Annotated in this window: 32 protein-coding genes; 16 read left to right on the top strand and 16 right to left on the bottom strand. The window is 63.1% G+C overall.

What is annotated here, in order from left to right:
* Positions 1-90: 90 nt before the first annotated feature.
* Complete coding sequence (locus tag NKJ06_RS11500) at positions 91-570, bottom strand: SRPBCC family protein (RefSeq protein ID WP_352626460.1); 480 nt, start codon at positions 568-570, stop codon at positions 91-93.
* The gene (locus NKJ06_RS11495) at positions 567-923 is read right to left on the bottom strand and encodes an ArsR/SmtB family transcription factor (RefSeq protein WP_352626461.1); all 357 of its coding nucleotides are present in this window, start codon (positions 921-923) and stop codon (positions 567-569) included. Before NKJ06_RS11495 ends, NKJ06_RS11500 begins: the two co-directional genes overlap by 4 nt.
* 160 nt (positions 924-1,083) lie before the next feature.
* Here NKJ06_RS11495 and NKJ06_RS11490 point away from each other — a divergent pair, with 160 nt between their 5' ends.
* Positions 1,084-1,431: an ArsC family reductase gene (locus NKJ06_RS11490; protein ID WP_352626462.1), complete on the top strand. Its 348-nt coding sequence runs from the start codon at positions 1,084-1,086 to the stop codon at positions 1,429-1,431.
* 233 nt (positions 1,432-1,664) lie between these two features.
* Here the strand turns inward: NKJ06_RS11490 and NKJ06_RS11485 are convergent, their stop codons facing one another.
* The 3 genes from NKJ06_RS11485 to NKJ06_RS11475 are packed head-to-tail and all read right to left on the bottom strand — an operon-like array spanning position 1,665 to position 4,286.
* The gene (locus tag NKJ06_RS11485) at positions 1,665-2,021 is read right to left on the bottom strand and encodes a DUF488 domain-containing protein (protein ID WP_352626463.1); all 357 of its coding nucleotides are present in this window, start codon (positions 2,019-2,021) and stop codon (positions 1,665-1,667) included.
* Positions 2,022-2,040: 19 nt separating this feature from the next.
* Complete coding sequence (locus NKJ06_RS11480; RefSeq protein WP_352809808.1) at positions 2,041-3,297, bottom strand: aminopeptidase; 1,257 nt, start codon at positions 3,295-3,297, stop codon at positions 2,041-2,043.
* Positions 3,294-4,286: a LysR substrate-binding domain-containing protein gene (locus NKJ06_RS11475; RefSeq protein WP_352626466.1), complete on the bottom strand. Its 993-nt coding sequence runs from the start codon at positions 4,284-4,286 to the stop codon at positions 3,294-3,296. The genes NKJ06_RS11480 and NKJ06_RS11475 overlap by 4 nt, the downstream gene beginning before the upstream one ends.
* A gap of 95 nt (positions 4,287-4,381) precedes the next feature.
* Between NKJ06_RS11475 and NKJ06_RS11470 the strand changes: the two genes are divergently transcribed.
* The 3 genes from NKJ06_RS11470 to sbmA all read left to right on the top strand — a co-directional run bounded on the left by NKJ06_RS11470 (position 4,382) and on the right by sbmA (position 7,255).
* Positions 4,382-4,609, top strand: coding sequence for a hypothetical protein (locus NKJ06_RS11470; RefSeq protein WP_352626467.1), 228 nt, complete (start codon positions 4,382-4,384; stop codon positions 4,607-4,609).
* A 111-nt stretch (positions 4,610-4,720) separates the two neighbouring features.
* Positions 4,721-5,881: a YbfB/YjiJ family MFS transporter gene (locus NKJ06_RS11465; RefSeq protein ID WP_352809807.1), complete on the top strand. Its 1,161-nt coding sequence runs from the start codon at positions 4,721-4,723 to the stop codon at positions 5,879-5,881.
* Positions 5,882-5,995: 114 nt separating this feature from the next.
* Positions 5,996-7,255, top strand: a complete 1,260-nt coding sequence (sbmA, locus tag NKJ06_RS11460; RefSeq protein ID WP_352626470.1) for a peptide antibiotic transporter SbmA — start codon at positions 5,996-5,998, stop codon at positions 7,253-7,255.
* Between the two features lie 37 nt (positions 7,256-7,292).
* Here the strand turns inward: sbmA and NKJ06_RS11455 are convergent, their stop codons facing one another.
* The gene (locus NKJ06_RS11455) at positions 7,293-8,300 is read right to left on the bottom strand and encodes a polysaccharide deacetylase family protein (protein WP_352627284.1); all 1,008 of its coding nucleotides are present in this window, start codon (positions 8,298-8,300) and stop codon (positions 7,293-7,295) included.
* Between the two features lie 245 nt (positions 8,301-8,545).
* Here NKJ06_RS11455 and NKJ06_RS11450 point away from each other — a divergent pair, with 245 nt between their 5' ends.
* Both NKJ06_RS11450 and der read left to right on the top strand, forming a co-directional pair.
* Positions 8,546-9,211, top strand: coding sequence for a tetratricopeptide repeat protein (locus NKJ06_RS11450; protein ID WP_352626472.1), 666 nt, complete (start codon positions 8,546-8,548; stop codon positions 9,209-9,211).
* Positions 9,208-10,641 (top strand): ribosome biogenesis GTPase Der, encoded by a 1,434-nt coding sequence (der, locus tag NKJ06_RS11445; protein WP_352626474.1) that lies wholly within the window; start codon positions 9,208-9,210, stop codon positions 10,639-10,641. The genes NKJ06_RS11450 and der overlap by 4 nt, the downstream gene beginning before the upstream one ends.
* 21 nt (positions 10,642-10,662) lie before the next feature.
* On the opposite strand, the gene NKJ06_RS11440 is transcribed toward der, so the two are convergent.
* Complete coding sequence (locus tag NKJ06_RS11440; protein WP_352626476.1) at positions 10,663-11,586, bottom strand: LysR substrate-binding domain-containing protein; 924 nt, start codon at positions 11,584-11,586, stop codon at positions 10,663-10,665.
* 117 nt (positions 11,587-11,703) lie between these two features.
* Here NKJ06_RS11440 and NKJ06_RS11435 point away from each other — a divergent pair, with 117 nt between their 5' ends.
* The 7 genes from NKJ06_RS11435 to NKJ06_RS11405 all read left to right on the top strand — a co-directional run bounded on the left by NKJ06_RS11435 (position 11,704) and on the right by NKJ06_RS11405 (position 17,289).
* Positions 11,704-12,996, top strand: a complete 1,293-nt coding sequence (locus tag NKJ06_RS11435; RefSeq protein WP_352626478.1) for an MFS transporter — start codon at positions 11,704-11,706, stop codon at positions 12,994-12,996.
* A 142-nt stretch (positions 12,997-13,138) separates the two neighbouring features.
* Positions 13,139-14,320: a cell wall hydrolase gene (locus tag NKJ06_RS11430; RefSeq protein ID WP_352626480.1), complete on the top strand. Its 1,182-nt coding sequence runs from the start codon at positions 13,139-13,141 to the stop codon at positions 14,318-14,320.
* 254 nt (positions 14,321-14,574) lie between these two features.
* Entirely contained in the window at positions 14,575-14,982 is a 408-nt protein-coding gene (locus tag NKJ06_RS11425) for an AtpZ/AtpI family protein (RefSeq protein ID WP_352626482.1), read from the top strand.
* A gap of 59 nt (positions 14,983-15,041) precedes the next feature.
* Positions 15,042-15,800: a F0F1 ATP synthase subunit A gene (locus tag NKJ06_RS11420; RefSeq protein WP_352626484.1), complete on the top strand. Its 759-nt coding sequence runs from the start codon at positions 15,042-15,044 to the stop codon at positions 15,798-15,800.
* A gap of 84 nt (positions 15,801-15,884) precedes the next feature.
* On the top strand, positions 15,885-16,109 hold the full coding sequence (locus tag NKJ06_RS11415; RefSeq protein ID WP_006206606.1) for a F0F1 ATP synthase subunit C: 225 nt from the start codon (positions 15,885-15,887) through the stop codon (positions 16,107-16,109).
* Between the two features lie 78 nt (positions 16,110-16,187).
* Positions 16,188-16,787, top strand: coding sequence for a F0F1 ATP synthase subunit B (locus NKJ06_RS11410; protein WP_352626485.1), 600 nt, complete (start codon positions 16,188-16,190; stop codon positions 16,785-16,787).
* Between the two features lie 10 nt (positions 16,788-16,797).
* A complete protein-coding gene (locus tag NKJ06_RS11405) occupies positions 16,798-17,289 on the top strand; it encodes a F0F1 ATP synthase subunit B (protein WP_352626486.1) in 492 nt (163 codons plus the stop codon).
* A 262-nt stretch (positions 17,290-17,551) separates the two neighbouring features.
* Here the strand turns inward: NKJ06_RS11405 and rnhB are convergent, their stop codons facing one another.
* Together rnhB and NKJ06_RS11395 are read right to left on the bottom strand one after the other, a co-directional pair.
* Complete coding sequence (gene rnhB, locus NKJ06_RS11400; protein WP_352626487.1) at positions 17,552-18,247, bottom strand: ribonuclease HII; 696 nt, start codon at positions 18,245-18,247, stop codon at positions 17,552-17,554.
* 151 nt (positions 18,248-18,398) lie between these two features.
* Positions 18,399-19,553 (bottom strand): PA0069 family radical SAM protein, encoded by a 1,155-nt coding sequence (locus NKJ06_RS11395; protein WP_352627286.1) that lies wholly within the window; start codon positions 19,551-19,553, stop codon positions 18,399-18,401.
* Between the two features lie 148 nt (positions 19,554-19,701).
* Here NKJ06_RS11395 and NKJ06_RS11390 point away from each other — a divergent pair, with 148 nt between their 5' ends.
* Both NKJ06_RS11390 and NKJ06_RS11385 read left to right on the top strand, forming a co-directional pair.
* On the top strand, positions 19,702-20,226 hold the full coding sequence (locus tag NKJ06_RS11390) for a glycosyltransferase (protein ID WP_352626489.1): 525 nt from the start codon (positions 19,702-19,704) through the stop codon (positions 20,224-20,226).
* 147 nt (positions 20,227-20,373) lie between these two features.
* On the top strand, positions 20,374-21,348 hold the full coding sequence (locus tag NKJ06_RS11385; protein WP_352626491.1) for a phytanoyl-CoA dioxygenase family protein: 975 nt from the start codon (positions 20,374-20,376) through the stop codon (positions 21,346-21,348).
* Positions 21,349-21,354: 6 nt separating this feature from the next.
* On the opposite strand, the gene NKJ06_RS11380 is transcribed toward NKJ06_RS11385, so the two are convergent.
* The 7 genes from NKJ06_RS11380 to NKJ06_RS11350 all read right to left on the bottom strand — a co-directional run bounded on the left by NKJ06_RS11380 (position 21,355) and on the right by NKJ06_RS11350 (position 25,677).
* Positions 21,355-21,780, bottom strand: a complete 426-nt coding sequence (locus NKJ06_RS11380; RefSeq protein WP_352626493.1) for a GFA family protein — start codon at positions 21,778-21,780, stop codon at positions 21,355-21,357.
* A 137-nt stretch (positions 21,781-21,917) separates the two neighbouring features.
* Complete coding sequence (moaB, locus tag NKJ06_RS11375; RefSeq protein WP_352626495.1) at positions 21,918-22,472, bottom strand: molybdenum cofactor biosynthesis protein B; 555 nt, start codon at positions 22,470-22,472, stop codon at positions 21,918-21,920.
* Positions 22,459-23,358, bottom strand: coding sequence for a 4-(cytidine 5'-diphospho)-2-C-methyl-D-erythritol kinase (locus NKJ06_RS11370; protein ID WP_352809830.1), 900 nt, complete (start codon positions 23,356-23,358; stop codon positions 22,459-22,461). The genes moaB and NKJ06_RS11370 overlap by 14 nt, the downstream gene beginning before the upstream one ends.
* 26 nt (positions 23,359-23,384) lie before the next feature.
* Positions 23,385-23,570, bottom strand: a complete 186-nt coding sequence (locus NKJ06_RS11365) for a membrane protein (RefSeq protein WP_027023000.1) — start codon at positions 23,568-23,570, stop codon at positions 23,385-23,387.
* 139 nt (positions 23,571-23,709) lie between these two features.
* Entirely contained in the window at positions 23,710-24,573 is an 864-nt protein-coding gene (locus tag NKJ06_RS11360; protein ID WP_352626497.1) for a S49 family peptidase, read from the bottom strand.
* A 79-nt stretch (positions 24,574-24,652) separates the two neighbouring features.
* Entirely contained in the window at positions 24,653-25,453 is an 801-nt protein-coding gene (locus NKJ06_RS11355) for a tRNA1(Val) (adenine(37)-N6)-methyltransferase (protein WP_352626499.1), read from the bottom strand.
* The gene (locus tag NKJ06_RS11350) at positions 25,453-25,677 is read right to left on the bottom strand and encodes a putative signal transducing protein (RefSeq protein WP_015318845.1); all 225 of its coding nucleotides are present in this window, start codon (positions 25,675-25,677) and stop codon (positions 25,453-25,455) included. The genes NKJ06_RS11355 and NKJ06_RS11350 overlap by 1 nt, the downstream gene beginning before the upstream one ends.
* Before the next feature lie 185 nt (positions 25,678-25,862).
* Between NKJ06_RS11350 and NKJ06_RS11345 the strand changes: the two genes are divergently transcribed.
* The coding region (locus NKJ06_RS11345) for a polyprenyl synthetase family protein (RefSeq protein ID WP_352809800.1) at positions 25,863-26,411 on the top strand (549 nt) is incomplete at its 3' end.

The following is a 26,411-nucleotide window of genomic DNA, read 5'->3' as shown; positions in this document are numbered from 1 at the left end:
GTACCGCCGGCTTTCGGGAGCTTGCTCTTGTCGCTGGGTCGAAACAGGCATGGGGCCGGGACGATGTCCTGGCCGCCATGTAGGGGAGGCTCATATCGTCTTCAGGTGCTCCGCAAGCTGATCGGCCACCGTGCCCCAGCCATCGAAGAAACCCATCTCCTCGTGGTTCTTTCGGGTCGCCTCGTCGCGATGGATGGCGGTGGCGGTGTAGCGCGTGCCTTTGCCGTCCGGTTGCAGGGAAATGACCGCAGTGATGAACGGCTCGCCTGACGGCCGGTAACCCGGCAGCAGCGCATCCGTCCACACCAGTCGCTCGTTCGGCACGATTTCGAGATAGCAGCAATGGCGGTCGTTGACCTCCTTGCCGTCGGGCGACTGCATGCGCGTGCGGAACAACCCGCCCGGCCTGAGGTCGATCTCGCAGTCGGTGATCATCCAGGGCTTCGGCGTGAACCATTGCTTGACATGGTCCGGCGTCGTCAAGGCGCGCCACAGCAATTCGCGCGGCGCATCGATGACGCGCTCCAGCACGAGGTCCAGCCTGGGATCCGGCTTGAGGGGATAGCTCATTTTTCGTTCTCCTTGAGGCTCATCACATAGGCGTCGAACTGGTCGAGACGGCGCTCCCACAATGCGCGCTGTTCGGCCAGCCAGTTTTCGGCGAGTTTCAGCGGCTCAGGCGCCAGTTGATAGGTCCTGACCCGGCCAGTCTTTTGCGAGCGCACCAGCCCGCAGCCTTCCAGAATCTTCAGATGTTCGATGAAGGAGGGCAGAGCCATGTCGAAAGGCTCTGCAAGTTCGCTGACCGAGGCAGGGCTGCGGTTCAGCCGCTCCACCACACGCCGCCGCGTCGGATCGGACAGCGCGCGAAAGATGCCGTCGATCGGTGGAGGGCTCGGATTTGCGGTCTGGAGGCTCGTCATCGGTCATCCCGGGGTGCCGTCGAAAGTGGCTCGAAAAATACTTAGGAAAATTCCTTAGTGTTGACAAGCCCAAAAACATTGAGACACCGGTGCGGCCGCTGGCAAAGCGCGTAGAGCATCCTTAATCTGAGTTAGATTCGAAGTCCGAAGGGCCACTGTTTTGACGATCACCATGTACGGCATCACCACCTGCGACACGGTCAAGAAGGCGCGCGTCTGGCTGGAGGGCCATGATGTTTCCTACCGTTTTCACGATTTCAGGGCAGAGGGGCTGGATGCCAAGCGGCTCGATGGCTGGGTTGGCAAGGTCGGCTGGGAAAAGCTGCTCAACAAGGCGAGCACGACGTTTCGCGAACTGGCGGACAAGGACAAGCAGGGTCTGGACGAAACGAAGGCAAAGGCGTTGATGCTGGCCAAGCCGACCGTGATCAAGCGGCCGGTGCTGGAACTGGGCGAGCGCGTCCTCGTCGGCTTCAAGCCGGATGTTTATGAGCAGGCGGTGGGGTAGCGTAGCGAGACGGCGACGCTGCCAATCTCCCCCCTTGCGGGGGAGATGGCCGGCAGGCCAGAGGGGGTGTGAAGGATCGCCACCCTTTGACGAAATTGTTCCGGTGCGAACCGGCCGAAGCATGAGGATGCGGTTGATTGACAGGTCGGCGGGACAGCACCCCCCTCTGCCCTGCCGGGCATCTCCCCCGCAAGGGGGGAGATCGGCCAATCGCCGACCTTGCAGGGCGCCCTTCAATCCGTCTTTCTGAGAAATGCCGCCAGCGCCACCGCATTGTTATGCTTCTCATCATGCGCGCCGTAGAGCAGTGTCACCTTGCCGTGGCGAAGCAGGCCGCGCAATTTGTCCACCGCCTCGCCGTTCCCGTCCAGCTCAGCGCGATACCGCTTCTGAAACTCAGCCCAGCGCGCCGCCTCATGGCCGAACCATTTGCGCAGATCGTCGCTCGGCGCGATGTCCTTCAGCCACAGCGCCAGCGCGGCGTCCTCCTTGCTGACGCCGCGTGGCCAGATCCGGTCGACCAGAACCCGCTGACCATCATCGGGAGCGGGTGGCTCGTAGATACGCTTGACCGCCAGGTCGAAGGTCATCGGACCCTCCGTAAGCGGGTCAGGCCCACTCGCCCTTGCGCATGACAGGCACGCGGGCGCCGTCCTTGTGGATGCCGTCAATGTCGATCTTGTCCGAGCCGATCATCCAGTCGATGTGGATGAGGCTTTTGTTGCCGCCGCGCTGAGAGATCTCGTCCTGGCTGAGCGAGGCGCCGTCGACGAAGCACTTCGAATAGCACTGGCCGAGCGCGATGTGACAGGCGGCGTTCTCGTCGAACAGCGTGTTGAAGAACAACAGCCCGCTCGCCGAAATCGGCGAGGAATGCGGCACCAGTGCCACCTCGCCGAGGCGGCGCGCACCCTCATCGGTGTCGAGCACTTTCTTCAGCACGTCCTCGCCCTTCGAGGCCTTCGCCTCGACGATCCTGCCCGCCTCGAAACGCACCGAGATGTCGTCGATCAGTGTGCCCTGGTAGGACAGCGGCTTGGTCGAGGAGACATGACCCTCGACCCGCCTCGAATGCGGCGTGGTGAAGACCTCTTCGGTCGGGATGTTGGGATTGCAGGTGATGCCGTTCTTGGCGGTCGAGGCGCCGCCCATCCATTCATGGCCGTCCGCCAGCCCGACGGTCAGGTCGGTGCCCGGCCCGGTGAAGTGCAGCGCATGGAAATTATGGCCGTTGAGCCATTCGGTCCGGCTGCGCAGTGCTGCGTTGTGCGCTTTCCAATTGCCGATCGGATCCTCCATATCCACCCGCGATGCGGCGAAAATGGCGTCGGCGAGCTTTGCGACCGCAACATCGTCGGCATCGCCGGGGAAAACCTGCCTGGCCCAGGCGAGGTCCGGATAGGCGACGATGTTCCAGTTGATGTCGAAGCCGGTGATCTTTTCCAACGCCGGCTGGTAAGCCATCGAATTCGCCTTGTTGGCGCGCGCCACTTTCGCCGGGTCCTGTGCGGACAACAGCGACGGATCCTCGCCGCGCACAGCAAGCCTGGCCGCATTGTTGGAGAAAGCTTTCGCCATGCCTTCATACAGCCAGCCGGCGGCACGGTCGAAGCCGGCATCGGCGCCGAAGCGATAGCGCGCCAGCGTCATCTCGTCGTCGTTGAAGATAGGCGTCACCAGCCCGGCGCCGGCCTTGTAGGCGTGTTCGACGATCCGCCTGGTCAGCGGCAGTGCCGCGATCGACGATGTCAGCACCAGATCCTGTCCCGGCTGCAATTGCAGCCCGACCTTGATGGCGACCTCCGCCAGCCTGTCGAGCTTCACCGGGTCGATCGATGCGGAAACGCCGCGCGAATGTGTGGTCATGATCCTGCCTGTCGTAGTTTGATATCCGACCTTACATAGACCGGTGCCACGGTGCTTTCCACCGCGATCGCGCCGGCGGGTTCTGCGTTCGCGGACCCGAACTGTGCCATGGTCGCCTCGATCTCTTCCCTGATCCAGACCTTGAAATCCCGGACCTTGCGGCTTTCGGTCTTGGCGGAGGAGGTCACCAGCCAATAGCCGAGCCCGCTCTGGGCGCGGATTCCGAAAGGCGCCACCAGCCGCCCATCGGCCAGCGCATCGGCGGCGAGCAATTGCCAGCCCAGCATCACGCCGTGGCCGGCGATTGCCGATTCCAGGCACAGCATCGGGTCTGTGAAACGCGCGCCCTTCAGGAAGGTCACGGGTGGAACGCCGGCTGTCTCGAACCAGCTTTCCCAGTTGATCATCGCCCGCTCGTCGGTGATCGCGCAGGTCTGGGCAAGGTCCTCGATCGACTTCAGTTTTTTGGCGATCACCGGCGCGCAGACCGGGAAGACTTCCTGCGACAAGAGCAGTTCCTTCCGTCCACCCGGCCACTTGCCGTCGCCAAGCCGGATGGCGATGTCGATGTCGGAATGATCGAGATCGGCCAGCCGCACCGAAGCGTCGATGCGCAGCAGCACGTTGGGATGCCGGGCGAAGTGACGCGACAGTCGCGGCAAAAGCCACTTCGAGGCAAAGGCCGGCGCCACCGAAACCACCAATGTGCACTGCGTCGCCTCATCGGCCAGCGCCACGGCCTGGGCAAGTTCGCGGAAGCCAGCGCCAAGACGGGCCGAGAAGACGGCGCCGAATTCGGTTAGTACGAGACCGCTCGCCGTTCGTTCGAACAGCGCCTGGCCGAGCTGCTTCTCGGTGCGGCTTATCTGCTGGCTGACGGCGCTGACGGAAACGTTGAGTTCGCGGGCCGCTGCGGCCAGCGAGCCGAGACGGGCAACGGTTTCGACGGCGCGAAGGCCGTTGAGATGGACGCGGTTGAGTATGACCATTTGAGTTTTTCTAAACAGATCCGGCTGAAATCTCAATTGAAAGAGAGGTCGAAACGGCAGATTTTATCAGGGGAGACAGACCAGCGGAGCCGGAAATGCTAAGGATCTTGTCATCGTCGCTGAAGGTCTTTTTTGCTGCGAGTACGCCGTATGAGCCGCGCCGGGAGAGCGAGGCGCAGCGCTGGCTGACCGATCCGCTTTCCCATCCCGTGCTGAACACCATGTCGGAGCGCGAACTTGGCGACGTGCCGTTCAGGCTGACGGCGCGGCGGACAGTGCATGAGACGGCTTCATTGCGAACCGGTTTCGGTGGGCGCTGCTGAGCGGATGACACGCTTTCCGATTTAAGCACAGGCGATCACGGCGCCCGCGATGGCGCTGGCCCAACAAAAGGCGGATTGTTTCACCGGCTCGCGCACTTATTGTGCGCTGCAATGACATCGGCCACCTCAACAGCGCTGCGTTTCGCCTTCGCCGGCATGATTGCCATGGCGGTTGCCATGGGCATCGGCCGCTTCGTCTACACGCCGATCCTGCCCGGCATGATGCAGGAACTGCATCTGTCGCCGGCCGATGCCGGGTGGATCGCCTCCGCCAACTACCTCGGCTATCTCATTGGCGCGCTGGCGGCGGCGGGCGGCTGGGCGCATGGGCGCGAGCGCCTGCTGATGCTGGTGGGGCTCGGCGCCAGTGCGGTCCTGGCCGCGCTGATGGGACTGACCGATGCGATGGCCGCCTTTCTGGTGATCCGCTTTCTGGCCGGTCTGGCCAGTGCCTTCGTCATGGTGTTCATGGCAAGCATCGTTTTCAGCCATATAGCGGCTGCCGGTCGCGGCGACCTGCAGGCGTGGCATTTCGGCGGCGTTGGTCTCGGCATCGCGGTGTCCGCGGCGATGATGGCGTTGCTGGTCACCGAACATGCCGGCTGGGCGGCGGGCTGGTTGTGGTCGGCGGCAATTTCGGCCTGTGGTTTCGTACTCGTGGCGTTGTTGGTCAACGAGGGCCCGCTCGCCAATGGCGAAGTCGCTCGCGAGCCGCCATTGCAAATGGATCGGTCACTGATCAAGGTCATCATTGCCTATGGCCTGTTCGGCTTCGGCTATGTGGTGACGGCGACATTCCTGGTCGCCATCGTCCGGCAAGGCGGCGGCAGCCGCGTCTTCGAGGCCATGGTGTGGATGGTCGCCGGCCTTGCCGGTTTCCCCTCGGTCTGGCTCTGGCAGAAGATCGCCGCACGGATGGGACTCTATGCCGCCTATGCGTTGGCATGCCTGATCGAAGTTGCCGGCGTCACGGCCAGCGTCGCCATCGGCGGGCGCACCGGGCCGCTGCTTGGCGGTGTGCTGCTCCGCGGCACCTTCATTGCCATCACGGCGCTTGGCCTGCAGGCCGCGCGGCAGCAGGCGCCAAGCGCGCCGCGGCGGATCTTTGCCCTGATGACGGCTGTGTTCGGCCTTGGCCAGATCATCGGTCCGGTCGCCGCCGGGCTGCTGGCGCAAATGTCCGGCGATTTCTTCCTCGCCTCGATCGCCGCCGCCATCATGCTGGTCGTCTCCGGCGGCCTCACATGGTCGGCTGCGCCAAAATCGCCATGATTATGGGGTTGCTCGGTGCGGGCATCGGGCACGGGCATTTTCTTTCCAGCTAATGTGTGACTTTATGCCCGCCATAGTCAGCAGATTTGCGCCTAGATCGAGGAATTCGTCACAGTGTTCGTATCATTTTTCCCGCAGCCGAAGCTCTTCTTCTCTTCGGCCGCCGTCTGGAGCCTTGCGGCGATTCTATTCTGGTTTTTCGGTGGTGAACAAGTGGGCGCGGTTTTCGGACTGCCACCCGCCGCGGCAGGTACGCCGCCCATCATCGGCATCGCCATTCTCATGTCGCCGCCGTTTCTATGGTTTTATCTCTATTTCGCGTTCTGCGTGGCCGTCTTCTATGCGTTTTGGAGCTGGTATTCGCCACATCCCTGGCAGCGCTGGTCGATCTTGATGACCGCAGTCATCCTGTTCTTCATCTATTTCAATGTGCAGGTCAGTGTCGCAGTCAACGCCTGGTACGGGCCTTTCTTTGACTATGTGCAGGGATTGATGTCGGGGACAGGAAAGTCGACCAACGGTGAATTTTATATCGGATTGGCAGATTTTTCGTGGCTCGCGTTGGTCGGCATGAATGTGCAGGTGGTCAATGCCTTCATCGTCAGCCACTGGATCTTCCGCTGGCGCACGGCGATGAATAACTATTTTGTCGAGAACTGGGGCAGGCTTCGACATATCGAGGGTGCTTCGCAGCGTATCCAGGAAGACACGATGCGGTTCTCGCAGATCATGGAGGATCTCGGCTCCAGCTTCGTCCAGTCGATCATGACCCTGATCGCATTCCTGCCGGTCATGATCCAGTTGCAGACTCACATCAGCGAGTTGCCGATTGTCGGCGCGATCCCGCAGCCATTAGTGGTCGCAGCCCTTGCCTGGTGTCTGTTCGGAACGATCTCGGTCATGATTGCCGGCTTGAAGCTTCCGGGATTGCAGTTCCGCAACCAGCGCGTCGAGGCCGCCTATCGCAAGGAACTCGTCTACGGCGAGGATCACGCAGACAGGGCTCAGCCAGCCACCACTGCCGAGCTGTTCGCGAACGTTCGTCACAATTATTTCAGGCTCTATTTCCACTACATTTATTTCAACGTCGTCCGTTACACATACCTGCAGGCCGACAACATTTTCTCGCTGCTGATCCTGGGTCCGTCGCTGGTCGCGCACAAGATAACGTTCGGCGCGCTGAACCAGATTTCGAATGCATTCGGTAAAGTGACGGGGTCGCTGCAGTTTCTGCTCACCTCGTGGTCGACCATCGTCGAGCTGCAATCAGTCCACAAACGCCTGCGCGCCTTCGAGGCGACCCTGCTCGGCGAGCCGCTGCCGGACATCGACCAGCGCTATCTGGCAAAACAGGGCGTTGAAGATCCGGCCTAAAGGCCGAGGTTGGAAACCGAATCGGGTTGGCGGCGGCTCAGCCGCCAACCGAAACCTGCTTCTGGGCGGCATCCTGGCGCGAGACATAGTCGCGAAAACTGATGCATTCCACATCGGCCTTGACGCAGACATCGCCGGCAAAGCGCTCCAGCGCGTTCCAATAGGCGCCGTCATTCATCAGCGCGAAATGGAAGCCGAGCTCCAGCGGAATGCGCTTGCCCGCATACTGCTTGTCGAAGGCGGCGCGGAAGGCGTCATAGGTGCGGTTGGCGAACTCGTCCGTCATGCTTGGCCGCTCGAAGCCGCCGGAATGCCTGACATAGAGATTGTAGTCCATGGCGATGACGGGCCGTGACGTCGGTCCCTCCGGAATCTGCGGCAGCGAAAAGTGCATGATGCCGTTGCCGGTTGTCGGTCGGGCAGGGCTCTGCGATACGGCGCTTGCGTCGAACCGATAGCCGGCCGCCGGCAGCGCCTCGTAGAGGGCCTTGTTCGCCGATAGATACGGCGCGCGAAAGCCGACCACCGCATGCCGCGCGAAATCGCGCCAGCTCTCGGGTTCGGGCGCAACGCCGTTGATCGCATAGGCGTTCTCGAGAATGTGCTCGAACGAACTGAACTCTTTCAGCCAGTCCGCCTTGCTCCAGTCCTTGCCGTCGAAATGGCCGCAACCATGGCTGGCGATGTCGTGGCCTTCCTGCGCGGCAAGCCCGATCTCTTCGAGCCGCTCGGTGACTTCCTGCTTCGACGCGGCAAAGCCGATGTTGGATTTGCCGGCGCTTTTGCCGGGTGCCGTGTATTCCTTGCGCGTCTCCGGCGACAGCAGGAAGACGCAGGAGAGAAAATAGGTGAAGTGCGCGCCGGTGCGCTGCGCCAGTGCCCGGCTGCGCTTCCACTGCGAAATGTCGCGGGCGCTGTCGAACGAGATGATGACGACCTGCTTGGGCTTTGCCGGCGTTGTTGGCGCGGGCGGATCGGCCAAAGCCCCACCGGCAGTGGCAAGCGCAGCGAGGGAAAACGCAACAACACGGAACGGACGGTACATCGGCAATCTGATCTGCACTCTTCTGAGTTGCACTCTTTTGAGCTGCACTCTGGGGGACGTCTGGAAGCCGGCTATCCCTGAAATGTGGCGCGGGTGCGATTGGCCTTTTCGGCTGCTTGCCCGGGGCAAACATCCGTTTGCCCTAGGGAATGGGCGATTTTCCGGTTGAACCCCTTCCATGCCGACAAAATTTCGCTAAAACGCGGGCTGACAAAGGCCCGACCGGGCAGGAATGGTTTTGATCGATGTCCGACGACAGTTTTATCCGTGAAGTCAACGACGAGATGCGTCGCGACCAGGCGCAGGCGCTTTGGGACCGCTTCGGTCCCGCCTTGCTTGTCCTCGCGATCCTCGTGGTGCTCGGCACCGCCGCCTTCGTCGGCTATCGCTATTGGGACGAGACGCGTGCCAACCGCTCCGGCGATGCGTTCTCGCAGGCGCTGAAGCTTGCCAATGACGGCAAGAACGACGAAGCACTGACCGCGCTCGATCAACTGGAGAAGAATGGCTACGGCGCCTATCCATTGCTTGCCCGCATGCGCGGCGCGACCGTCAAGGCGAACAAGGGCGACGTCCCTGCCGCCGTCAAGGATTTCGACGAGGTCGCCGCCGACACGGCCATTCCCCAGGGCATTCGTGACATGGCGCGCCTGCGGGCAGCACTCTTGCTTGTCGATCATGGTTCCTTCGCCGACGTCTCCAGCCGTGTCGAAGCGCTCACGTCCGACACCAACACCCTGCGCCACACGGCGCGTGAGGCGCTCGGCCTTTCCGCCTGGAAGGAAGGCAAGGCCCAGGATGCGCTAAAGCTGTTCGACCAGATCGCCGCCGATGACGGCGCCCCGCGCAACACCCGCGAGCGCGCAACGTTGATGTCCGAGCTGATCCGCGGGTCGGGCAGTGCGTCGTGACCTTCAAAGTCGCCATCATCGGCAGACCTAACGTCGGCAAATCGACTCTTTTCAATCGGCTGGTGGGAAGGAAGCTGGCGCTTGTCGACGACACGCCGGGCGTCACCCGCGACCGCCGCGTCCATGCTGCCAAGCTCTACGACCTGCATTTCGATGTCATCGACACCGCCGGCTTCGAGGATGCAGGCGCCTCGACCTTGCCGGGCCGCATGCGCGCGCAGACCGAGATCGCCATCCGCGAGGCCGACCTGATCTTCTTCACCATCGACGCCAAATCCGGCCTGTTGCCTGACGACAGGACCTTCGCCGAGATCGTGCGCAAGTCCGGCAAGCCGGTGGTGCTGGTCGCCAACAAGGCCGAGGCTAAGGGCGCCCAGGGCGGCATGTTGGAGGCCTGGGAACTCGGCCTTGGCGAACCGATCCCGGTTTCGGCCGAGCATGGCCAGGGCATGCCCGATCTGCGCGATGCCGTGATCGGCGCGCTCGGCGAAGCGCGTGCTTTCGGCGAAGATGAAGACGGCGAAGACGAAGAAGTCGCTGCCGGCGAGGTTCTGATCGGCGAGGATATCGCCGATCCGGATGCCGAGCACAGCTATGACGATACCAAGCCGATGCGCATCGCCGTCGTTGGTCGTCCCAATGCCGGCAAGTCGACATTGATCAACGCGCTGATCGGCGAAGAACGGCTGCTCACCGGACCGGAAGCCGGCATCACCCGTGATTCCATCTCCGTCGACTGGGATTGGCATGGCCGCCGCCTGAAACTGTTCGACACGGCCGGCATGCGCCGCAAGGCCAGGATCCACGAGAAGCTGGAAGTGATGTCGGTGCAGGACGGCCTGCGCGCCATCCGCTTCGCCGAGATCGTCATCATCGTGCTCGACGCCACCATTCCCTTCGAGAAACAGGATCTGCAGATCGCCGACCTGATCATCCGCGAAGGTCGCGCGCCGGTGATCGCCTTCAACAAATGGGATCTGATCGACCATCCCCAGGAGCTTCTGGCCGAACTGCGCGAGAAGACGGAACGGCTCCTGCCGCAGGCGCGCGGCCTCCAGGCCGTACCCGTATCGGCCGAGACCGGCCGCGGTCTCGACAAGCTGATGGATGCCGTCATCAGGACGCACAAGGTGTGGAACAGCCGCGTCTCGACCGGCAAGCTTAACCGCTGGCTGGAAAGCATCCTGGCGCATCATCCGCCGCCTGCGGTCGCAGGACGCCGGTTGAAGATCAAATATGTCACCCAGGCCAAGACGCGGCCACCCGGCTTCGTCGTCCAGTGCTCACGGCCCGATGCGATGCCGCAGTCCTATGTCCGCTATCTCTCCAACAGCCTGCGCGAAGCCTTCGATATGCCCGGCGTGCCGATCCGCATTGCGTTGCGAACGTCGGACAACCCATTCGCTGGCAGGGCCAAGAAACGCAATTGAGCGTCGGCGCCCGTCTGGCGATCACGCCACGTTGCGCAAACCGTTGTCGTTGGCCCGCGCATTTTCGGGCAACGCCTGCCGCGCTGCATCCAGCAATATATCGGCAAGGCGGGCCACCACCGGCTCGGCGTCGGCATCCTTGCGATGCAGGAACAGCGCCATCTTGGGCAGCGCCGGCAATCCGGCTATCTCCGGCGTCATCGCGCTGACGCTGGCCGGCAGGCCGATGTCGGTGCGGATCGTCAGCCCCAGCCCCGCCGCAACCGCTGCCCAGATGCCGCCAAGGCTCGGGCTGGAAAAGGCCATCCGCCACGACAGGCCGGCGCGGTCGAGCGTTTCGGTTGCCACCGTGCGCAAAAGGCATGGCGCTTCGAGCGCCACAAGGGGCAGTGGCTCACTGTCGCGCAGGCTGGTCTCGATGCGCTTTGCCGGGCCGATCCAGCGCATCGGCACATCGGCGACGTGTTCGCTATAGGGCAGCGTCTCGCCGCTGTGCCAGGCGAGCGCGATGTCGAGACTGCCTGACAGGATCCGTTCAACAAGTTCGTGGCTGCGCGCGATCCTGGCTTCGATCTTGACCTTGGGGTGGGCGCGGGCGAAACGGCCGAGCACGTCGGGCAGCACCGCCTCGCCGAAATCCTCCTGCAGACCGAGCCTTACCCAGCCTTCTAGCTCGACGTCGTGGATGGCGGATGCCGCTTCGTCATTGAGCTCGATCAGCCGGCGCGCATAGCCGAGCATGGTCTCGCCCGCCTCGGTCAAGGCGAGGCCGCGCCCCGACTTGCGGAAGATCGGCGTCGCCGCCTGTTCTTCCAGTTTTTTCAATTGCGCGCTGACCGCCGACGTCGACCGGCCAAGCCGATCGGCCGCCTTGGCGAAGCTGCCCAGCTCCATGCCGGTGACAAAACTGCGGAGGACGTCGAGGTCGAATGTCACGCGTCGCATATTTTTAGTCCTGTTTTTCAGGATGGTAAGTTTAAAAGTTCCTGATTTTAAGGATGAAACTATGGCGCTAGAGACAGACCGTCAAGGCCACCACCGGCCCAGCACGGGAATGAAATCATGTACGCCATTGTCAATTGCACCGACCGGCAGCCGCAGGAACTCCTGGAAGATACCGGCTCCGCCAGGAGGGCATTCAAGCCCAGCCATCGCTGGAAGGTTCTGGGCATCGGCGTTGCCGCCAATGCCAGCTTCTCGGCCACTTTCGCCGGCATACCGGCAACGGCGGTCGTGCTTCGTCAGGGCTATCACCTAAGCAACGCCGAACTCGGTCTGGCACTCGGCCTTCTCGGGCTGGGGGTCGCGCTCAGCGAACTGCCTTGGGGCCTGCTCACCGATCGCTGGGGTGATCGACGCGTGCTTCTGATCGGCCTCGGCGCCACGGCGGCTTGGCTCCTGGTCATGGCTATGCTGGTTGTGCCGACAAGGACCGGTATTCCCGGCGTCACGCTACTCTGCGCGAGCCTGCTCATCACCGGACTGCTCGGCGGCAGCGTCAACGGTTCGAGCGGTCGCGCCATCATGGGCTGGTTTCGAGAAAACGAGCGCGGCTTTGCCATGAGCATCAGGCAGACGGCGGTGCCGCTTGGCGGCGGCCTTGGCGCGCTTGTCTTGCCCTCGCTTGCCCTGGCTTTCAGCTTTGCCGCGGTGTTCGGGGCCTTGGCGGCTGCATCTGCCCTCTCTGCCTTGTTTGCGTGGCGCTGGCTGCACGAGCCGCCGAAGGCGGGCGAGGGTCATCTTGCTGCGGCGGCTGTGGCCGGACCGGCGCCGCTGCGCAATCGCGACGTTTGGCGTATCGCGACCGCCATCGGCCTGCTCTGCTTTCCGCAAGTGGCCGTGCTCACCTTCGCCTCTGTGTTCCTGCATGACTTCGTCGGTCTGGGAACGGCAGCGATCAGTGCGAGTCTCGCCGCCGTGCAGATCGGCGCCATGGTCATGCGCATCTGGAGTGGCCGCTTCACCGACCGCCACGGCAACCGCCGCCAGTTCCTTCGCTTTTGCAGTGCGATCAGCGCGCTTGCCTTCGCCATGCTTTGGCTGCTGGTTCTGGCCAGTCCCGCCATACCAGGCGGCCAGTTCTTCTCGATGGCGGTCCTTCCCGCTGTGCTTATTGTCGCAGGCATCTCGGTCTCCGCCTGGCACGGCGTCGCCTATACCGAGCTTGCCACGCTTGCCGGTGCCGGCCATGTCGGAACCGCGCTCAGCCTTGCCAACAGCTTCGTTTTCATAGGCTTCTTCCTCGTGCCGGTGGTCATTCCGGGACTCTTGCATCTCTGGTCATGGTCCGGTGTCTGGCTGTCGGCCGCCATCTGCGCACTGGCCGCGTGGCCGGTCTTCCTGCGGCCGGCCTGACTTCGGCCGCAAAACCGCCCGACTTCGGAACCACGACCTCGGGCCGACCGGGAAAACCCGATCGAACCTGTTAACGTCCCATCAAGGTTAATGCATCATTTTGCTCTCCAGTGGGGTCAGTAGCGTTCCTGGAGAGAGTTCCGTGCATCGACGTGTGTTGAAGCGGCTTGCTGCCGCCGCCGGTGAGAGACGTGGCTTTCTGTCCCCGTTGGTCATCGGTCTCGGCATCTGGATCGGCTTTCCGACCGTCGCCGCCTACCAGGACATGACGAGCCTCGTTTCCGGTCTCGAAGCGTCGAATACTCGCTGGAATTCCTATGTCGAGAAATCCATTGCCGGCTCGACCCATGCGGCCGAAATGCCCTTTGTCGATTCCGATGTCACCGGCTCCATCTCCGGATCGGGTGTCCACTTGGCAGGTGTCGGCAGCGTGTCGTTTCGCGGCAAGGGCGGCAAGGTAAGCGCCACGCCCGATGAGGATCGCGTCGTGCGCGCCGAGAAGAAGGGCCGCATCGTTCAGATGTCTCCCGTGGCACCGCCGAAGAATTTCAATGCCGGCTCGATCTTCGAGCGCACCTCCTCCTTGCTCCGGCCCAGCATGGACAGCGACCTGAAGATGGCTTTCGCCATGCCGCAGATCAAAGGCAAGGAAATCCAGATCGCCGCGGCATTCCATGCGCGCGAGGACAAGAAGCCGGATCCCGGCGTGCCGGCAATGCTTGCCGCACTGGTCAACAACGACCATCCGGACGTGCTGGCGACCGCGTATGCGCAATCCGAGCCCGACTATGCCAAGGCGTCGCCTTTCGAAGCCCTGCTTCAGGACGAGCAGCCAAACGACGGCCGCTTCATTCCGCCGATGGCTAAGGGCGATCATTCGTGGATCCAGAACCCGCTGCCCGCCAGTGTCTTCTCCAAACCGGAACAGGCATGCCTGGCGAATGGCATCTATTTCGAGGCGAGGAGCGAATCCGTACGTGGTCAGGCCGCCGTCGCCCAGGTCATCCTCAATCGCGTCCGCAACCCGACCTATCCGAATTCGATCTGCGGCGTCGTCTATCAGAACGACAGCTGGTTCAACCGTTGCCAGTTCTCCTTCGCCTGCGACGGCAGGAAGAAGCGCATCGACAATCCCGTCGCCTACAAGACCGCCCAGGATATCGCCATGGCCGTCACCGCCGGCAAGATCTTCATCCCGGAAGTAGGATCGTCGACCCACTACTACGCCCAATATGTCCATCCCGGCTGGGCACGCACGATGCAGAAGATGACCAAGATCGGCCTGCATATCTTCTATCGTACCTATGGCGGCGGCTGGAGCTGAGCGCGCTACAGCGGTTGATCTTTGGCGCGGCGCGCAGTCGATCGAAGAGCCATTGCCCGGGGGATTCGCGCAACGTATCCCCATCATCGCCGCGGGCACGATGTCGCACCTTTCTAATCCGTTGATTTTGCTGCCTAAAATACATGGCAATGAACTTCCGCCCGTGGCTTGACGGGCGCAAACCCTCTAACTATGTTGCCGGCGACTTTAGAAGCGGACGGACGGTGACGGTCTGGCCGGGCAGGGGGGTTGCGATGGCCGACAAGAATGGGCCAGGCGGAACCGGAGAAACCGGCCGCGGCAAGCAGCATGAACCCGACATCCGCGACGACGATCTTGAGCGCCGCCGGCGTGACCTTGAAGCATCGCTCGCGACAAGGCGGCCGGACCGGCTCGAGGGGAAAGACGACGCGAAAGCGGGCAGTGTGGCCGGTTATGGCCAGGCGCTCAAACTCTCCAGCGAGTTTATCGCCGGAGTGGTGGTGGGTGCCGGCATCGGCTGGATCATCGACCGTCTGGCGGGGACATCGCCATGGGGTCTGATCGTGTTTCTGCTGCTTGGTTTTGGCGCCGGCGTGCTCAATGTGATGCGTTCCGCGGGCGTTGTGGCAGAGTTCGGACAGGGCGACAAATCGCGCCGTGACCAAGACGACAAGAAATGACCGTGCTTCGTGTGCGGTAATGGTAACGAGGCCGTACGCGGCATTGACGGGGTTTGAACGTGGCAGCTGACAAGGTCGATCCGATCCACCAGTTCCATATCAACAAGCTGATTCCGATCGACATCGGCGGCTATGATCTGTCTTTCACCAATTCGGCGCTGTTCATGGTCGCAACCGTGGTCGTCGCGGCGGCGTTTCTGTTTCTCACGACGTCGAGCCGCAGCCTGGTTCCCGGCCGGCTTCAGTCGGTCTCCGAAATGGCCTATGAGTTCGTCGGCAACATGTTGCGCGACGCCGCCGGCACGCAGGGCATGAAGTTCTTCCCCCTTGTGTTCTCGCTGTTCATGTTCGTGCTGGTCGCCAACCTGCTCGGCCTGTTCCCGTATTTCTTCACCGTCACCAGCCACATCATCGTCACCTTCGGCCTTGCCGTGCTGGTGATCGCAACCGTGGTTGTCTATGGCTTCATGAAGCATGGTTTCGGTTTCCTGAAGCTGTTCGTGCCGCATGGCGTGCCGGTGTTCCTGCTGCCGCTGGTGGTGCTGATCGAGGTGATCTCTTTCGTGTCGCGCCCGGTCAGCCTCTCGGTTCGTCTGTTCGCCAACATGCTCGCCGGCCATATCACGCTGAAGGTGTTCTCCGGGTTCGTCGTCAGCCTGAGCGCGCTCGGCGCGGTTGGCGTCGCCGGCTCGATCCTGCCGCTGGCAATGGCGGTGGCGCTGACGGCACTGGAACTGCTGGTCGCCTTCCTGCAGGCCTACGTGTTTGCCGTGTTGACCTGCATGTATCTCAACGACGCCCTGCACCCCGGGCACTGAGCAAAAGTTTCCGGCCCAAGAGTTTCCAGCATTGGCGCCGGATGAAATCGCAACGGAATTTTTAGATCCAAAGGAGTTGAACAAATGGACGCAGAAGCAGCAAAGTACATCGGCGCCGGCATCGCTTGCCTGGGCATGGGTGGCGCGGGCATTGGCCTCGGCAACATCTTCGGCAGCTACCTGGCGGGCGCTCTGCGCAACCCGTCGGCTGCTGATGGCCAGTTCGGCCGTCTGATCTTCGGCTTCGCCGTGACCGAAGCTCTGGGCATCTTCTCGCTTCTCATCGCGCTTCTGGCCCTGTTCGGCTGAGCCTCACCTTGGCTAAGCCGTGAGAAGATTGGACAGGCCGGTCGCGCAAGCGGCGGGTCTGAATTTCGGGGATAGTCCATGTTCGTGACATCTGCCTTCGCGCAAGAGTCCGCGCCATCAGCCGATACCAGCCACGCTGCGACGGAAGGCGACACGCATTCCGGCACCAGCGTGCCTGCCGAAGCGCATGGTACGTTTCCGCCATTCGATCCGGCGACGTTCCCGTCGCAGCTTCTGTGGCTGGCAATCACCTTCGGGCTGTTCTACCTCTTCCTGAAGCGGATTGTGATGCCGCGCGTCGGGGGCATCATCGATGTCCGCAACGATCGCATCACGCAGGATCTCGATCAGGCAGCCAAGTTGAAGGGCGAGGCCGACGCCGCCGTTGCTGCCTACGAGCAGGAACTGGCGGAAGCCAAGACCAAGGCCAACGCGATCGGCCAGCAGGCCAACGATGCGGCCAAGGTCGAGGCCGAGACCGCACGCAAGAAGGTCGAGGCCGCGCTCGACGCGAAGCTTGGCGAGGCCGAAGCCCGCATTTCTTCCATCAAGGCCAATGCCATGAAGGAAGTCGGCAGCATCGCCGAGGACACCGCTTCGGCGATCGTCGAGGCCCTGGTCGGCGGCAAGGCCAGCAAGGCCGAGATCGCGGCCGCGGTCAAATCCGTGGCCCGGTGAGGAGCGCATCATGGATTACACATCTCTCGCGACGCTCTGGGCTACGATAGCCCTCATCATCTTCCTGGGCGTTGCCGTCTACATCAAGGTGCCTGGCATGATCGCCAAGGCGCTCGACGCCCGCGCCGACAGGATCAGCAATGAGCTGGACGAAGCGCGCCGGCTGCGCGAGGAGGCCCAGCAGCTGCTTGGCCAGTACCAGCGCAAGCGCAAGGAAGCCGAGCAGGAGGCCGCGGCCATCGTCGCTGCCGCCAAGCGCGAAGCCGACATGCTTGCAGCCGAGGCGCACAAGAAGACCGAGGACTATGTCGTCAGGCGCACCGCGCTTGCCGAACAGAAGATCGGCCAGGCCGAACGTGACGCCATCAGCGAAGTCCGCGCCAGCGCCGTCGATATCGCCGTCGAGGCAGCACGCACGCTGCTCGCCGGCAAGATCGACGCCAAGGCGGGTGCCGATCTGTTCAAGGCTTCGCTTGCGGACGTGAAGTCGAAACTGAACTAGGCCTTCGCAGTCCCCATACGATCAAAGCCGCCCGGGCAACCTGGCGGCTTTTTTGCTGTGGAAAACCAGATTGGCGAAGGCGGTCGAGCGCGTAATCTCCCTCCTTGAGGGGGAGACGGCCGGCAGGCCAGAGGGGGTCGCCGCGCGTGAAGCGCTGACCTCATCTTTGCTGAAGAATGGCGTCGTGCCCAGTCGAGCCGACCCCCTCTGTCGCCTTCGGCGACATCTCCCCCTCGAGGGGGGAGATCAGCTGCCGCTCGGCTCAATCGAGCGCGACGAGGCTCTCTTCCTCAATCACTTCCACCCCGCCCAATCTGAACGGCGCAAACGACACGCGGTGCAGCCGTGCCACGGGACCATGGGCCTCGATCGCCGTGCGATGGCGGACCGTGGCGTAACCCATGTGGGACTCGAAGCCATAGCGGTCGTGATGGTTGCCGCAGCCGCACATCATGCGGTCGCGCATCACCTTGGCGACGATCGAGGCGGCGGCGATCGATTGCGAACGCTGGTCGCCCTTGATCAGCGCGCGCCCCGCGCAGGGCAGGCCCGGCGGCACGTCGCGCCCGTCGGCGAGGGCAAGCTTCGGTTGAACCGACAGGCCGATCAGGGCGCGGCGCATCGCCTCCAGGCTTGCCTTTAGGATGTTGCTGCCATCGATGCCCTCGGCGCTGATCGAGGCCATTGAGACCGCTTGCGCGGAGCCGAGAATGCTCAGGAACAGGGCCTCACGCTGCAAATGGGTGAGGCGCTTGGAATCGTCCAGTCCGTCCGGAATGTTGGCGGGGTCGAGTACCACCGCCGCGGCGACCACTGGCCCCGCCAAGGGACCACGGCCGGCCTCGTCCATGCCCGCAACCGGCCACAGGCCGTCGGCTATCGCCTTCGTCTCGAAGGAGAAGTCGGGCTTCTCGATGATCTCAAAGAGAGGCGGAGAATCAGAACGCGCGCGAGCCATGTTGCGGCGAGGTTCGCATCGGTTCCGATTCTCCGCAAGTCCCTCCGGGTCGGTGGGGCGCCGGACCGGGAGGGCACCGTCTGCAGGCCGGGGCAGGCCGGACGGGATTCCTGTGCTGTGGCAGATCAAGCCGCCGCAGTGAATTGCATTCTCAAAGCAGCGTCAGCTGCAATTGGTCTTTGGCAGCAGCAACGAACTGGTCGGTCCGCAACGTGCGCCGTTCGGCATTGAGGCCGAGCCGCTTGGCTGTGATCTCGAAGCGCCGGCCGATCTGCCAGGCATAGGGACCGGCGCCCTTCATGCGCTTGCCCCATTCCGAATCGTAGTCCTTGCCGTCACGCATCGAGCGGATCAGCGACATCACGTGGCGATAGCGATCGGGGTAGTGGCGCAGCAGCCAGTCCTTGAAGATCGGGCTGACCTCCAGCGGCAGGCGCAGCACGACATAACCCGCCTCGCGCGCGCCGGCGGCGCGTGCTGAATCGAGGATGCGTTCCATCTCCGGATCGGTCAGCCCGGGGATGATCGGCGCCACCATGACCGACGCTGGAATGCCGGCATCAGAAAGCTGCCGGATCGCCTCCAGCCGCTTGGTCGGCGTCGAAGCCCGCGGCTCCATGGTGCGCGCCAGCATGCGATCGAGCGTCGTCACCGACAGAGCCACCTTGGCCAGCCCTCGCTCAGCCATGCGCGACAGGATATCGATGTCGCGCACCACCAAAGCGGATTTGGTGACGATGCCGACCGGATGACCGCGCGCCTCCAGCACTTCGAGGATCTCGCGCATGATCCGGTATTGTTTCTCGATCGGCTGGTAGGGGTCGGTGTTGGTGCCGATGGCGATGGTTCGCGGTTGGTATCCGTCCTTCGACAGCTCCTTGTCGAGCAAGCGCGCCGCATCTGGCTTGGCGAACAGCTTGGATTCGAAATCCAGACCCGGCGACAGGCCCATGAACGAGTGCGTCGGCCGGGCAAAGCAATAGACACAGCCGTGCTCGCAACCGCGATAAGGGTTGATCGAACGATCGAAGGAGATATCGGGCGATTCGTTACGGGTGATGATGGTGCGCGGCTTCTCGACCTGCACTTCGGTCTTGAAGGGCGGCAGTTCTTCCAGCGAATTCCAGCCATCGTCGAAAACATGCCGGCTGACCGGCTCGAACCGGCCGGACGGATTGATGCCCGCCGACCTGCCGCGGTTGCGGTCCGGCCGGACACGCACGCCACTCTGCTCGATCATCGCATTGGCCATCTCGGCCCGTCCGGCTCCGAAAGCTGCAATGTCGGCGCGCACGATCTGTTCCATCTTCGCCCGCTCCCAGGGACTGTCCGTGTTGTGTCGAATCGCTCTGTTCATGAAATTATTCCTATTTTGTTGAAGAGAACAAAGCAAGAACTTTTTAAGGTTCGCTGGATAACTGGCGCTATGCCGCGCTTTCCGCTATCGGCTAACGATGCTCAGTGTTCTCATCGAAACGTGCAATGACGAGGAAGGGCTTACCCGCACGCTCGCCTCGCTGATTGGCGGCGCGGTCGAGGGCGTGGTGCGTGACGTCATCGTCTGTGACACGGGCTCTACCGACCAGACGCATCGTGTGGCCGAGCATGCCGGCTGCCACTACGTGACGGGCGGCATCGCCACGGGGATCCGGCAAGCCAAGGGGGACTGGTTGCTGCTCCTGGAGCCGGGCGCACGATTGATGGAGGGCTGGATCGACGCGGTCGTCGACCATACGGCCAGGCAAACCATGGCGGCACGGTTTTCGCGGGCGCGCGGCAGCCGCACGCCGTTCCTGGCGCGCGTCTTTTCCGCAAACCGCGCCTTGGCCGACGGATTGCTGATCAGCAAGCGTCAGGCCTCGGCCTCGGCCAAGAGTGCCGGCAGCGCCGAGGCCATCGCCCGCGGCCTCGCGACAAAGCGGCTCGACGCCGAGATCTGGATGGCGCCGGCGAAGCAGCAACGCCGCTCCCCGAGGTGATTTTTTGCACCTGCTCTGTTCATTGTGCATTGCACAAAATCTGGCGCGAGGTTAGCTTCCGGCCCAAGCGGGTGAATTGGGTTTGGGTCATGCCGAGTGATGAACACTGATGCGGCATCGGTGTCGCCTCTCATAGCCGAGGACCCAATGAACCTTCCAACCCCCGACAAATCCGGCGCGGCCAGTCTCGAGGCCATTGCGCGCAACGGCAGCCTGCTGCGGCGTATCGCCGTGCGCATTCCGACCTATCTGACGGACCTGCGCGAAAACCCCGCCTGGCTGCCGATGTTCGTGCTGGCGCGCACCATGCCTGGACGCCGCATGCATTGGCTGGGCGCAAAGCGCGCCCGTCCGGTCGTGGATACGGGGGATACGATGTTTGCCGGCATCGAACGTGAAGCGGTGGTCGAAGCGCTGCGCTCCGACGGGCTGTTTTCGGGCTTGGTCCTGCCGCCGGAGATCCATGAAGAGATCGCTGACTTCGCCCAGCGTACGCCCTGCTTCGGCAATTTCGACCGCCGTCTCGAATTCATGCCGGATGAACATGCGGAAGCTGAGAAGCGCTTTGGCCGCTCGCTGCTCAGCGGGCACTTTTTCGAGCGCATCCTCGATTGCCAGGCGGCCCTCGCCATCCAGCGCGATCCGCTGCTTCTAAACATTGCCGCGCATTATCTCGGCGGTCAGGCAAAACTGATCACGACGCGGGTCTGGTGGAGCTTTCCGACGGGTGCGGCTTCGGACGCCGACAAGAACCTCGCCTCGCTCGGCAAGTATCATTTCGACCTCGACGATTGGCGCATGCTGAAATTCTTTTTCTATCTCAAGCCCGTCGATGCCGACACCGGCCCGCATGTCTACATCAAGGGCAGTCATAAGCGCCGCAGCCTCAAGCATCAACTCACCCTCCTGGTCGGCCATCCCGCGCAAGAGGTTCTGGATGTCTATGGTGAGCAGAGCCCGGTGACATTGACTGGAGAAGCAGGACTAGGCTTCGTAGAAGACCCCTTCGGCTTCCATATGGGCACCGTGCCGTCGCGCACGCCGCGGCTGATGATGGAAGTCGGCTTCGGCGTATCGCCGCCATCGCGCCGCCGCTTTCATGGCGAACCGGTCATCCGCTGAAAGGACCTACCCGAAGTTCATCTCGACAGGCATCCAGTGAGCGCGGCGCCTGGCTTGGCGCTGTGCCCGGCTTTCGGCATCGAAGTCGACACGGACCGGCGCCTGATTGAACCGCTCTCGGTCGTCCAGGGCGTTGATGATGACGATCGCTCTTGCATCGTCGTTCTCTCCGGCGATTGCGGCGACATAGACGCCGCAGTCCCGGCAGATCAAATAGTCGGCCGTCCTCAGCCCGAACTGATATTTTCGCAATCGCGCCTCATCCTTGACCGAGATGGTCAGTCTGCCGTCCGGATCGGCAATGGCGCGCGAACCATGTCTGACGCAGAACGAGCATTGGCAGGCGCGAACTTCGATTTGCGACGGGTCGAGTTCGGTTGAAAATGCAAGGCGTATGTTGCCGCAATGGCATCCGCCGGTATGCGTGGTCATGGTTCTGCCTTGTCGTGATGGCGATGATCGCCTTCAGGCAAGGTACTTTTCCGAGGTCCGGTTTGGAATGGTGTTTCGAAGGCGCCGGTGCTGTTCTGCCTGCAAAAGCGGCGTGGAACCGACGCTTTGCCTGGCTTTTACGAAGCCGATTTGCCGCGCCGCAGATGCTCATCCAGACGCGGCATGATCTCGACGAAGTTGCACGGCATGTGCCGGTAGTCGAGCTGCGCTTTCAGGATGCCGTCCCACGCGTCCTTGCAGGCGCCGGGTGAGCCCGGCAGCACGAAGACGAAGGTGGCGTTGACGACGCCGCCGGTCGCCCGGCTCTGGATCGTCGAGGTGCCGATCTTGTCGTAGGAGATGCGGTGGAACACTTCCGAAAAGCCGTCCATGCGCTTTTCGAAGATCGGCTCCAGCGCTTCCGGCGTCACGTCGCGCCCGGTGAAGCCGGTGCCGCCGGTGGTGATGACGACATCGATATCTTTGTCCCGCGACCACGCCAGAACCGTGTCGCGGATTTTTTCGCGGTCGTCGGTGACGATGTCGCGGGCAGCCAGGATATGACCGGCCTCGGTGATGCGGTCGGCCAGCGTCTGGCCGGATTTGTCGTCGGCGAGGCTGCGTGTGTCTGAAACGGTCAGCACCGCGATGCGTATGGGAATGAAGGAACGGCTCTCGTCAATTCTGGCCATCTGCTCCCTCCGATGGGATGCTGCGCGTTGCCGCGACGAACCAGTCGGGCTGGCGGCCGCGGATCTCGGCGGCGGCGCGCTTGGCGACATTGCCGGTTTCGAACAGGCCGAAGCAGGTGGCGCCCGACCCGGACATTCGGGAAAAACCCGATCCAGCCTTGTTCAGCCAGGAAAGCGCTCTGCCGATCGCAGGCTGCATCGCAAGGGCTGCCGGCTCGAGATCGTTGCGGGTGATCTCCAGCCAGTTGCGCAGGCTGTGGAAATCGATGCTGCGCGGCAGCGGCGGCAGTGCATCATTGTCGCGACGGGCAAGCGCAGCAAACACCTCGGCCGTCGAGACTGGCGTGCCCGGATTGACCAGCACCAGCCCTAGCGCCGAAAAATCGGGGACCATCGACAGCTCGTCACCGATGCCGCGCGCGACCAGCGGCTTGGCCGCCAGGCACATCGGCACGTCGGTGCCAAGCGAGAGGCCGATCCGCGCCAGCTCGGTGCCATCGATGTCCAGGGACCAGGTCTCCACCAGCCCGCGCAGCACGGCCGCCGCGTCGCTCGAGCCGCCGCCGACGCCGGAAGCAACCGGCAGGTTCTTTTCGAGCTTTATTGAAACGGGCGGGGTTCTCTTTTGGCCGACCGCCTGTCGCAGGGCATCGCGCGCCCTGAGCACCAGATTGCCGTCGTCGAGAGGAACCGCCGGCGCGTAGCGACCGGACACGGTAAAATCATCACTGTCGGCGAGCACGATTTCGACCCTGTCGCCAAAACGCGTGAACACCGCCAGGCTATCGATCAGATGATAGCCGTCTGGGCGCCTGCCGGTGACATGCAGCGCCAGATTGATCTTGGCGTGCGCATGCCAGGTACGCGACCCGATATCGGTGTCCACCGCGTCAGTCACATGTGAAATGATGCTCAGTCCTTGGCCAGCCGGTATTCGCCGGTCTTCGGATCCTTGACCAGCGTGCCCATCGCGCCATTGGCCGCCTGCTTTTCGGTGCGCCGCACCTTGGCGGTCACGCGTTCGGCTTCGCGGATGAAGGTGCGGTAGCCGAAATAGGCGGCGACGCCAACGACGGTGAAGAAAATGATCTGCGGCATGCCAAAACTCCTCCCACGCTGTGCCGGCGAAGGCGGCCGGTCGGGTCGGTTGATGCATGTCGCCCAAAATGGATCCGGCTTTGGGAAACCGACATGCATGAGACTTCAAACGCTCATGCTAGACGGTTTCGCCGATTTTTCAAAGCCCGAAGCGCGCCCACAATGCGCGCTCTTCCGCCGCATCAATCACGCCGCTGGCGGCCGCGGCTGCGATATCGGGCGCCGAAAAGCCCATTCTCGAGCCGAACAGGCCGAAGCGGCCGAGGAAACCCCGCGGTGCCGTGATCAGCCTGAGCTGGGTCTTCTCCCCGAAACGGGTTTTCAGCACCGTGCGCATGTCGCCGAGCGCATCGACCAGGCCAAGTTCGAGGCCTTTGATGCCGGTCCAGAACAGGCCGGTGAACAGGTCCGGATCGTCTTTCAGTTTCATGCCGCGCCGCTCCTTGACGAGATCGATGAACGTGCCGTGCACCTCAAGCTGCAACACCTTCAGCCGTTCGACGTCTTCCTTCTTCTCCGGCTTGAACGGATCGAGCACTGCCTTGTTCTGGCCGGCGGTGTGGACACGGCGCTCGACACCGATCTTCTTCATCAGTTCCGGGAAGCCGAACGAGGCCGACACCACGCCGATCGAACCGACGATCGAGGACGGATCGGCGAAAATCTCGTCGCCGGCGACCGCGATCATGTAGCCGCCCGATGCCGCGACGTCCTCGACGAAGACCAGCACCTTTTTGTTCTTTTCCGTTGCCAGGTCACGGATGCGCTTGAAGATCAGCCGCGACTGCACCGGCGAGCCGCCGGGCGAATTGATCGAAATGGCGACCGCCGGCGCGTCGTAGGAAAACGCCTTCTCGATGAGGCCGGCGGTGGAGGCCAGCGACAGGCTCGGCCGGAACGGGCCGCCTCCGGCCATGATGGTGCCGTGCAGCCGGATAACCGGAATGGTGACGACAGTGGAGCGCCAGGATTTCGGCAGCAGGCGGTTGATAAGGCGTTTCACGAGGGCGCGGTCTCCGGTCGATGGGTTGCAGGCATGTAGGAATTCTCCGGCCAACGGCAATGTGGGGGCCAGGAATAGCTCAATCTCCGAATAACGAGGCGAGGCCGTTGGTGATCATTTCGCTGCGCTCATCGGGGCCTTGGCCTGATTGCGCGTGCAGCATCAGGGGAGGGCGAATGGCAAGCTTTCCCCGTGCCCCGAGCGCTGCCCTGACGACGATGCGGATCGCCGCCGCGTCTGGGCGAGGGTGGACGCCAAGCATCTCGGCATCACCGAAGCGGCCTGCGATCGCATCGAGAATGGAGCCGAGCTGTTCGGGCCGCGCGATCACGGCAAGCCCGCCGCGCGGCCTGACCACCGCGGCGGCACTTCTGATCCAGCTCTCGAACAGCCCGTCCTCCATGACATGGGCTTCCTTTCGCAGGCGATCGGGCGTGGCGCGGTCCCGTGCGGCATTGAAAGGCGGGTTCATGATGACGAAGTCGAAGTCGTTGTCGGCGAGGCCGCTGACAGCCCGCGCCCGGCCCGACACCGTGACATCAGCGACCAGAACCGAGGCGCGATCGCTGAGATGCGCATTGCCGGGATGGGCAAGGGTTGCTGCGGCGAAGGCCGCCATTTCCGGCGCGCGTTCGACAAGCACGGCCTGGGCGCCCGGGCAGCGCGACAGTACCGCAAGGCCGGCAGCCCCGGCTCCGGCACCGAAATCGGCGAGACGCCCGCCAAAGGCGGATGGCACTGACGCCGCGAGCATCATCGCATCCATGCCGGCGCGATGGCCGCCTTGCTTGGGCTGCACGAGCCAGAACCGGCCGCGATGGAAAGCATCGACCGTATGGGCCGGCGTGTCCGGGACAAGGGTGGCCGGCGCGGCGGTCATTATTTCCCGCGAATCTCGTTGGCGATGCCGGCATCCGTCAGGATGCGCCGTGCCGCGTCGGCCTGGTCGGCGTCGACCATGACGCGCCGCGGCAGGATGCCGAGCGAGCCGTCGAGCACGCTCATGTTCTGGTCGGCGACGAAGCAGCCGATGCCGGCATCGCGCATCAGCGATTCGACAAAGGAGATGATGACAGCGTCGTTGGTGCGAATGAGCTCAATCATCGGGCGAAACTCTCAGTTTGCGGCGCTGATGTAAACGGGCAGGCGGATTTCCGTGCGTCGGTTGACATTCTGTCATCGTCGCCGCGCCAATTCGCCTCTTGCCGTGGCTGTGTCCGCCGCCCTAGAGTCCAGGCAAGGACCAAGGGTGCCGTCGCACGCGTTATACCAAGACGGGAGTGATTGTCGTGGGTGTCGTTCTCAACATCGAAAATGGGAAGCGGGAGCCCGCCTCCATCAAGGATCTGATCGATCTGACTGCGGCTGATATGGGGCGCGTCAACGAATTGATCCTGTCCAAGGCCGGCTCCGATGTCGAGATGATCCCGGAGGTCGCCAACCATCTGATCTCGTCCGGCGGCAAACGGCTGCGGCCGATGCTGACGCTCGCCGCCGCGCAGATGTTCGGCTATGCCGGCGAGGGCCACGTCAAGCTCGCGACCGCGGTCGAATTCATGCACACGGCGACGCTTCTCCACGACGATGTCGTCGACGAAAGCGGCATGCGTCGCGGCAAGAAGACCGCCCGCATGATCTGGGGCAACCAGGCGAGCGTGCTGGTCGGCGATTTCCTGCTCGGCCAGGCCTTCCGCATGATGGTCGATGTCGGATCGCTCGAAGCGCTCGCCCAGCCGGCGGGCGCCGGCGCCATCATCGCCGCGGGCGGGGGGGTGCCGCGTTGCGCCGCCCAGGACCGCGCATCCACCGCGGGCCAGCCATTGGCCGGCCACCACGGC

Source organism: Mesorhizobium sp. M0293 (assembly GCF_040321735.1).
Taxonomy (GTDB): domain Bacteria; phylum Pseudomonadota; class Alphaproteobacteria; order Rhizobiales; family Rhizobiaceae; genus Mesorhizobium.
This window is presented reverse-complemented; position numbering and strand designations above follow the sequence as displayed.

What these genes read in the sequence shown, in the direction of transcription:
- NKJ06_RS11380 (WP_352626493.1), bottom strand. Translation starts at nt 21,780, where the DNA reads ATGACCACGCATACCGGCGGATGCCATTGCGGCAACATACGCCTTGCA.
- NKJ06_RS11480 (WP_352809808.1), bottom strand. Translation starts at nt 3,297, where the DNA reads ATGACCACACATTCGCGCGGCGTTTCCGCATCGATCGACCCGGTGAAG.
- NKJ06_RS11425 (WP_352626482.1), top strand. Translation starts at nt 14,575, where the DNA reads ATGGCCGACAAGAATGGGCCAGGCGGAACCGGAGAAACCGGCCGCGGC.
- NKJ06_RS11415 (WP_006206606.1), top strand. Translation starts at nt 15,885, where the DNA reads ATGGACGCAGAAGCAGCAAAGTACATCGGCGCCGGCATCGCTTGCCTG.
- NKJ06_RS11435 (WP_352626478.1), top strand. Translation starts at nt 11,704, where the DNA reads ATGTACGCCATTGTCAATTGCACCGACCGGCAGCCGCAGGAACTCCTG.
- NKJ06_RS11450 (WP_352626472.1), top strand. Translation starts at nt 8,546, where the DNA reads ATGTCCGACGACAGTTTTATCCGTGAAGTCAACGACGAGATGCGTCGC.
- NKJ06_RS11440 (WP_352626476.1), bottom strand. Translation starts at nt 11,586, where the DNA reads ATGCGACGCGTGACATTCGACCTCGACGTCCTCCGCAGTTTTGTCACC.
- NKJ06_RS11475 (WP_352626466.1), bottom strand. Translation starts at nt 4,286, where the DNA reads ATGGTCATACTCAACCGCGTCCATCTCAACGGCCTTCGCGCCGTCGAA.
- NKJ06_RS11485 (WP_352626463.1), bottom strand. Translation starts at nt 2,021, where the DNA reads ATGACCTTCGACCTGGCGGTCAAGCGTATCTACGAGCCACCCGCTCCC.
- NKJ06_RS11500 (WP_352626460.1), bottom strand. Translation starts at nt 570, where the DNA reads ATGAGCTATCCCCTCAAGCCGGATCCCAGGCTGGACCTCGTGCTGGAG.
- NKJ06_RS11410 (WP_352626485.1), top strand. Translation starts at nt 16,188, where the DNA reads ATGTTCGTGACATCTGCCTTCGCGCAAGAGTCCGCGCCATCAGCCGAT.
- NKJ06_RS11385 (WP_352626491.1), top strand. Translation starts at nt 20,374, where the DNA reads ATGAACCTTCCAACCCCCGACAAATCCGGCGCGGCCAGTCTCGAGGCC.
- NKJ06_RS11470 (WP_352626467.1), top strand. Translation starts at nt 4,382, where the DNA reads ATGCTAAGGATCTTGTCATCGTCGCTGAAGGTCTTTTTTGCTGCGAGT.
- moaB (WP_352626495.1), bottom strand. Translation starts at nt 22,472, where the DNA reads ATGGCCAGAATTGACGAGAGCCGTTCCTTCATTCCCATACGCATCGCG.
- NKJ06_RS11395 (WP_352627286.1), bottom strand. Translation starts at nt 19,553, where the DNA reads ATGGAACAGATCGTGCGCGCCGACATTGCAGCTTTCGGAGCCGGACGG.
- NKJ06_RS11495 (WP_352626461.1), bottom strand. Translation starts at nt 923, where the DNA reads ATGACGAGCCTCCAGACCGCAAATCCGAGCCCTCCACCGATCGACGGC.
- NKJ06_RS11455 (WP_352627284.1), bottom strand. Translation starts at nt 8,300, where the DNA reads ATGTACCGTCCGTTCCGTGTTGTTGCGTTTTCCCTCGCTGCGCTTGCC.
- NKJ06_RS11355 (WP_352626499.1), bottom strand. Translation starts at nt 25,453, where the DNA reads ATGACCGCCGCGCCGGCCACCCTTGTCCCGGACACGCCGGCCCATACG.
- NKJ06_RS11365 (WP_027023000.1), bottom strand. Translation starts at nt 23,570, where the DNA reads ATGCCGCAGATCATTTTCTTCACCGTCGTTGGCGTCGCCGCCTATTTC.
- NKJ06_RS11405 (WP_352626486.1), top strand. Translation starts at nt 16,798, where the DNA reads ATGGATTACACATCTCTCGCGACGCTCTGGGCTACGATAGCCCTCATC.
- NKJ06_RS11350 (WP_015318845.1), bottom strand. Translation starts at nt 25,677, where the DNA reads ATGATTGAGCTCATTCGCACCAACGACGCTGTCATCATCTCCTTTGTC.
- rnhB (WP_352626487.1), bottom strand. Translation starts at nt 18,247, where the DNA reads ATGGCTCGCGCGCGTTCTGATTCTCCGCCTCTCTTTGAGATCATCGAG.
- NKJ06_RS11390 (WP_352626489.1), top strand. Translation starts at nt 19,702, where the DNA reads ATGCTCAGTGTTCTCATCGAAACGTGCAATGACGAGGAAGGGCTTACC.
- NKJ06_RS11465 (WP_352809807.1), top strand. Translation starts at nt 4,721, where the DNA reads ATGACATCGGCCACCTCAACAGCGCTGCGTTTCGCCTTCGCCGGCATG.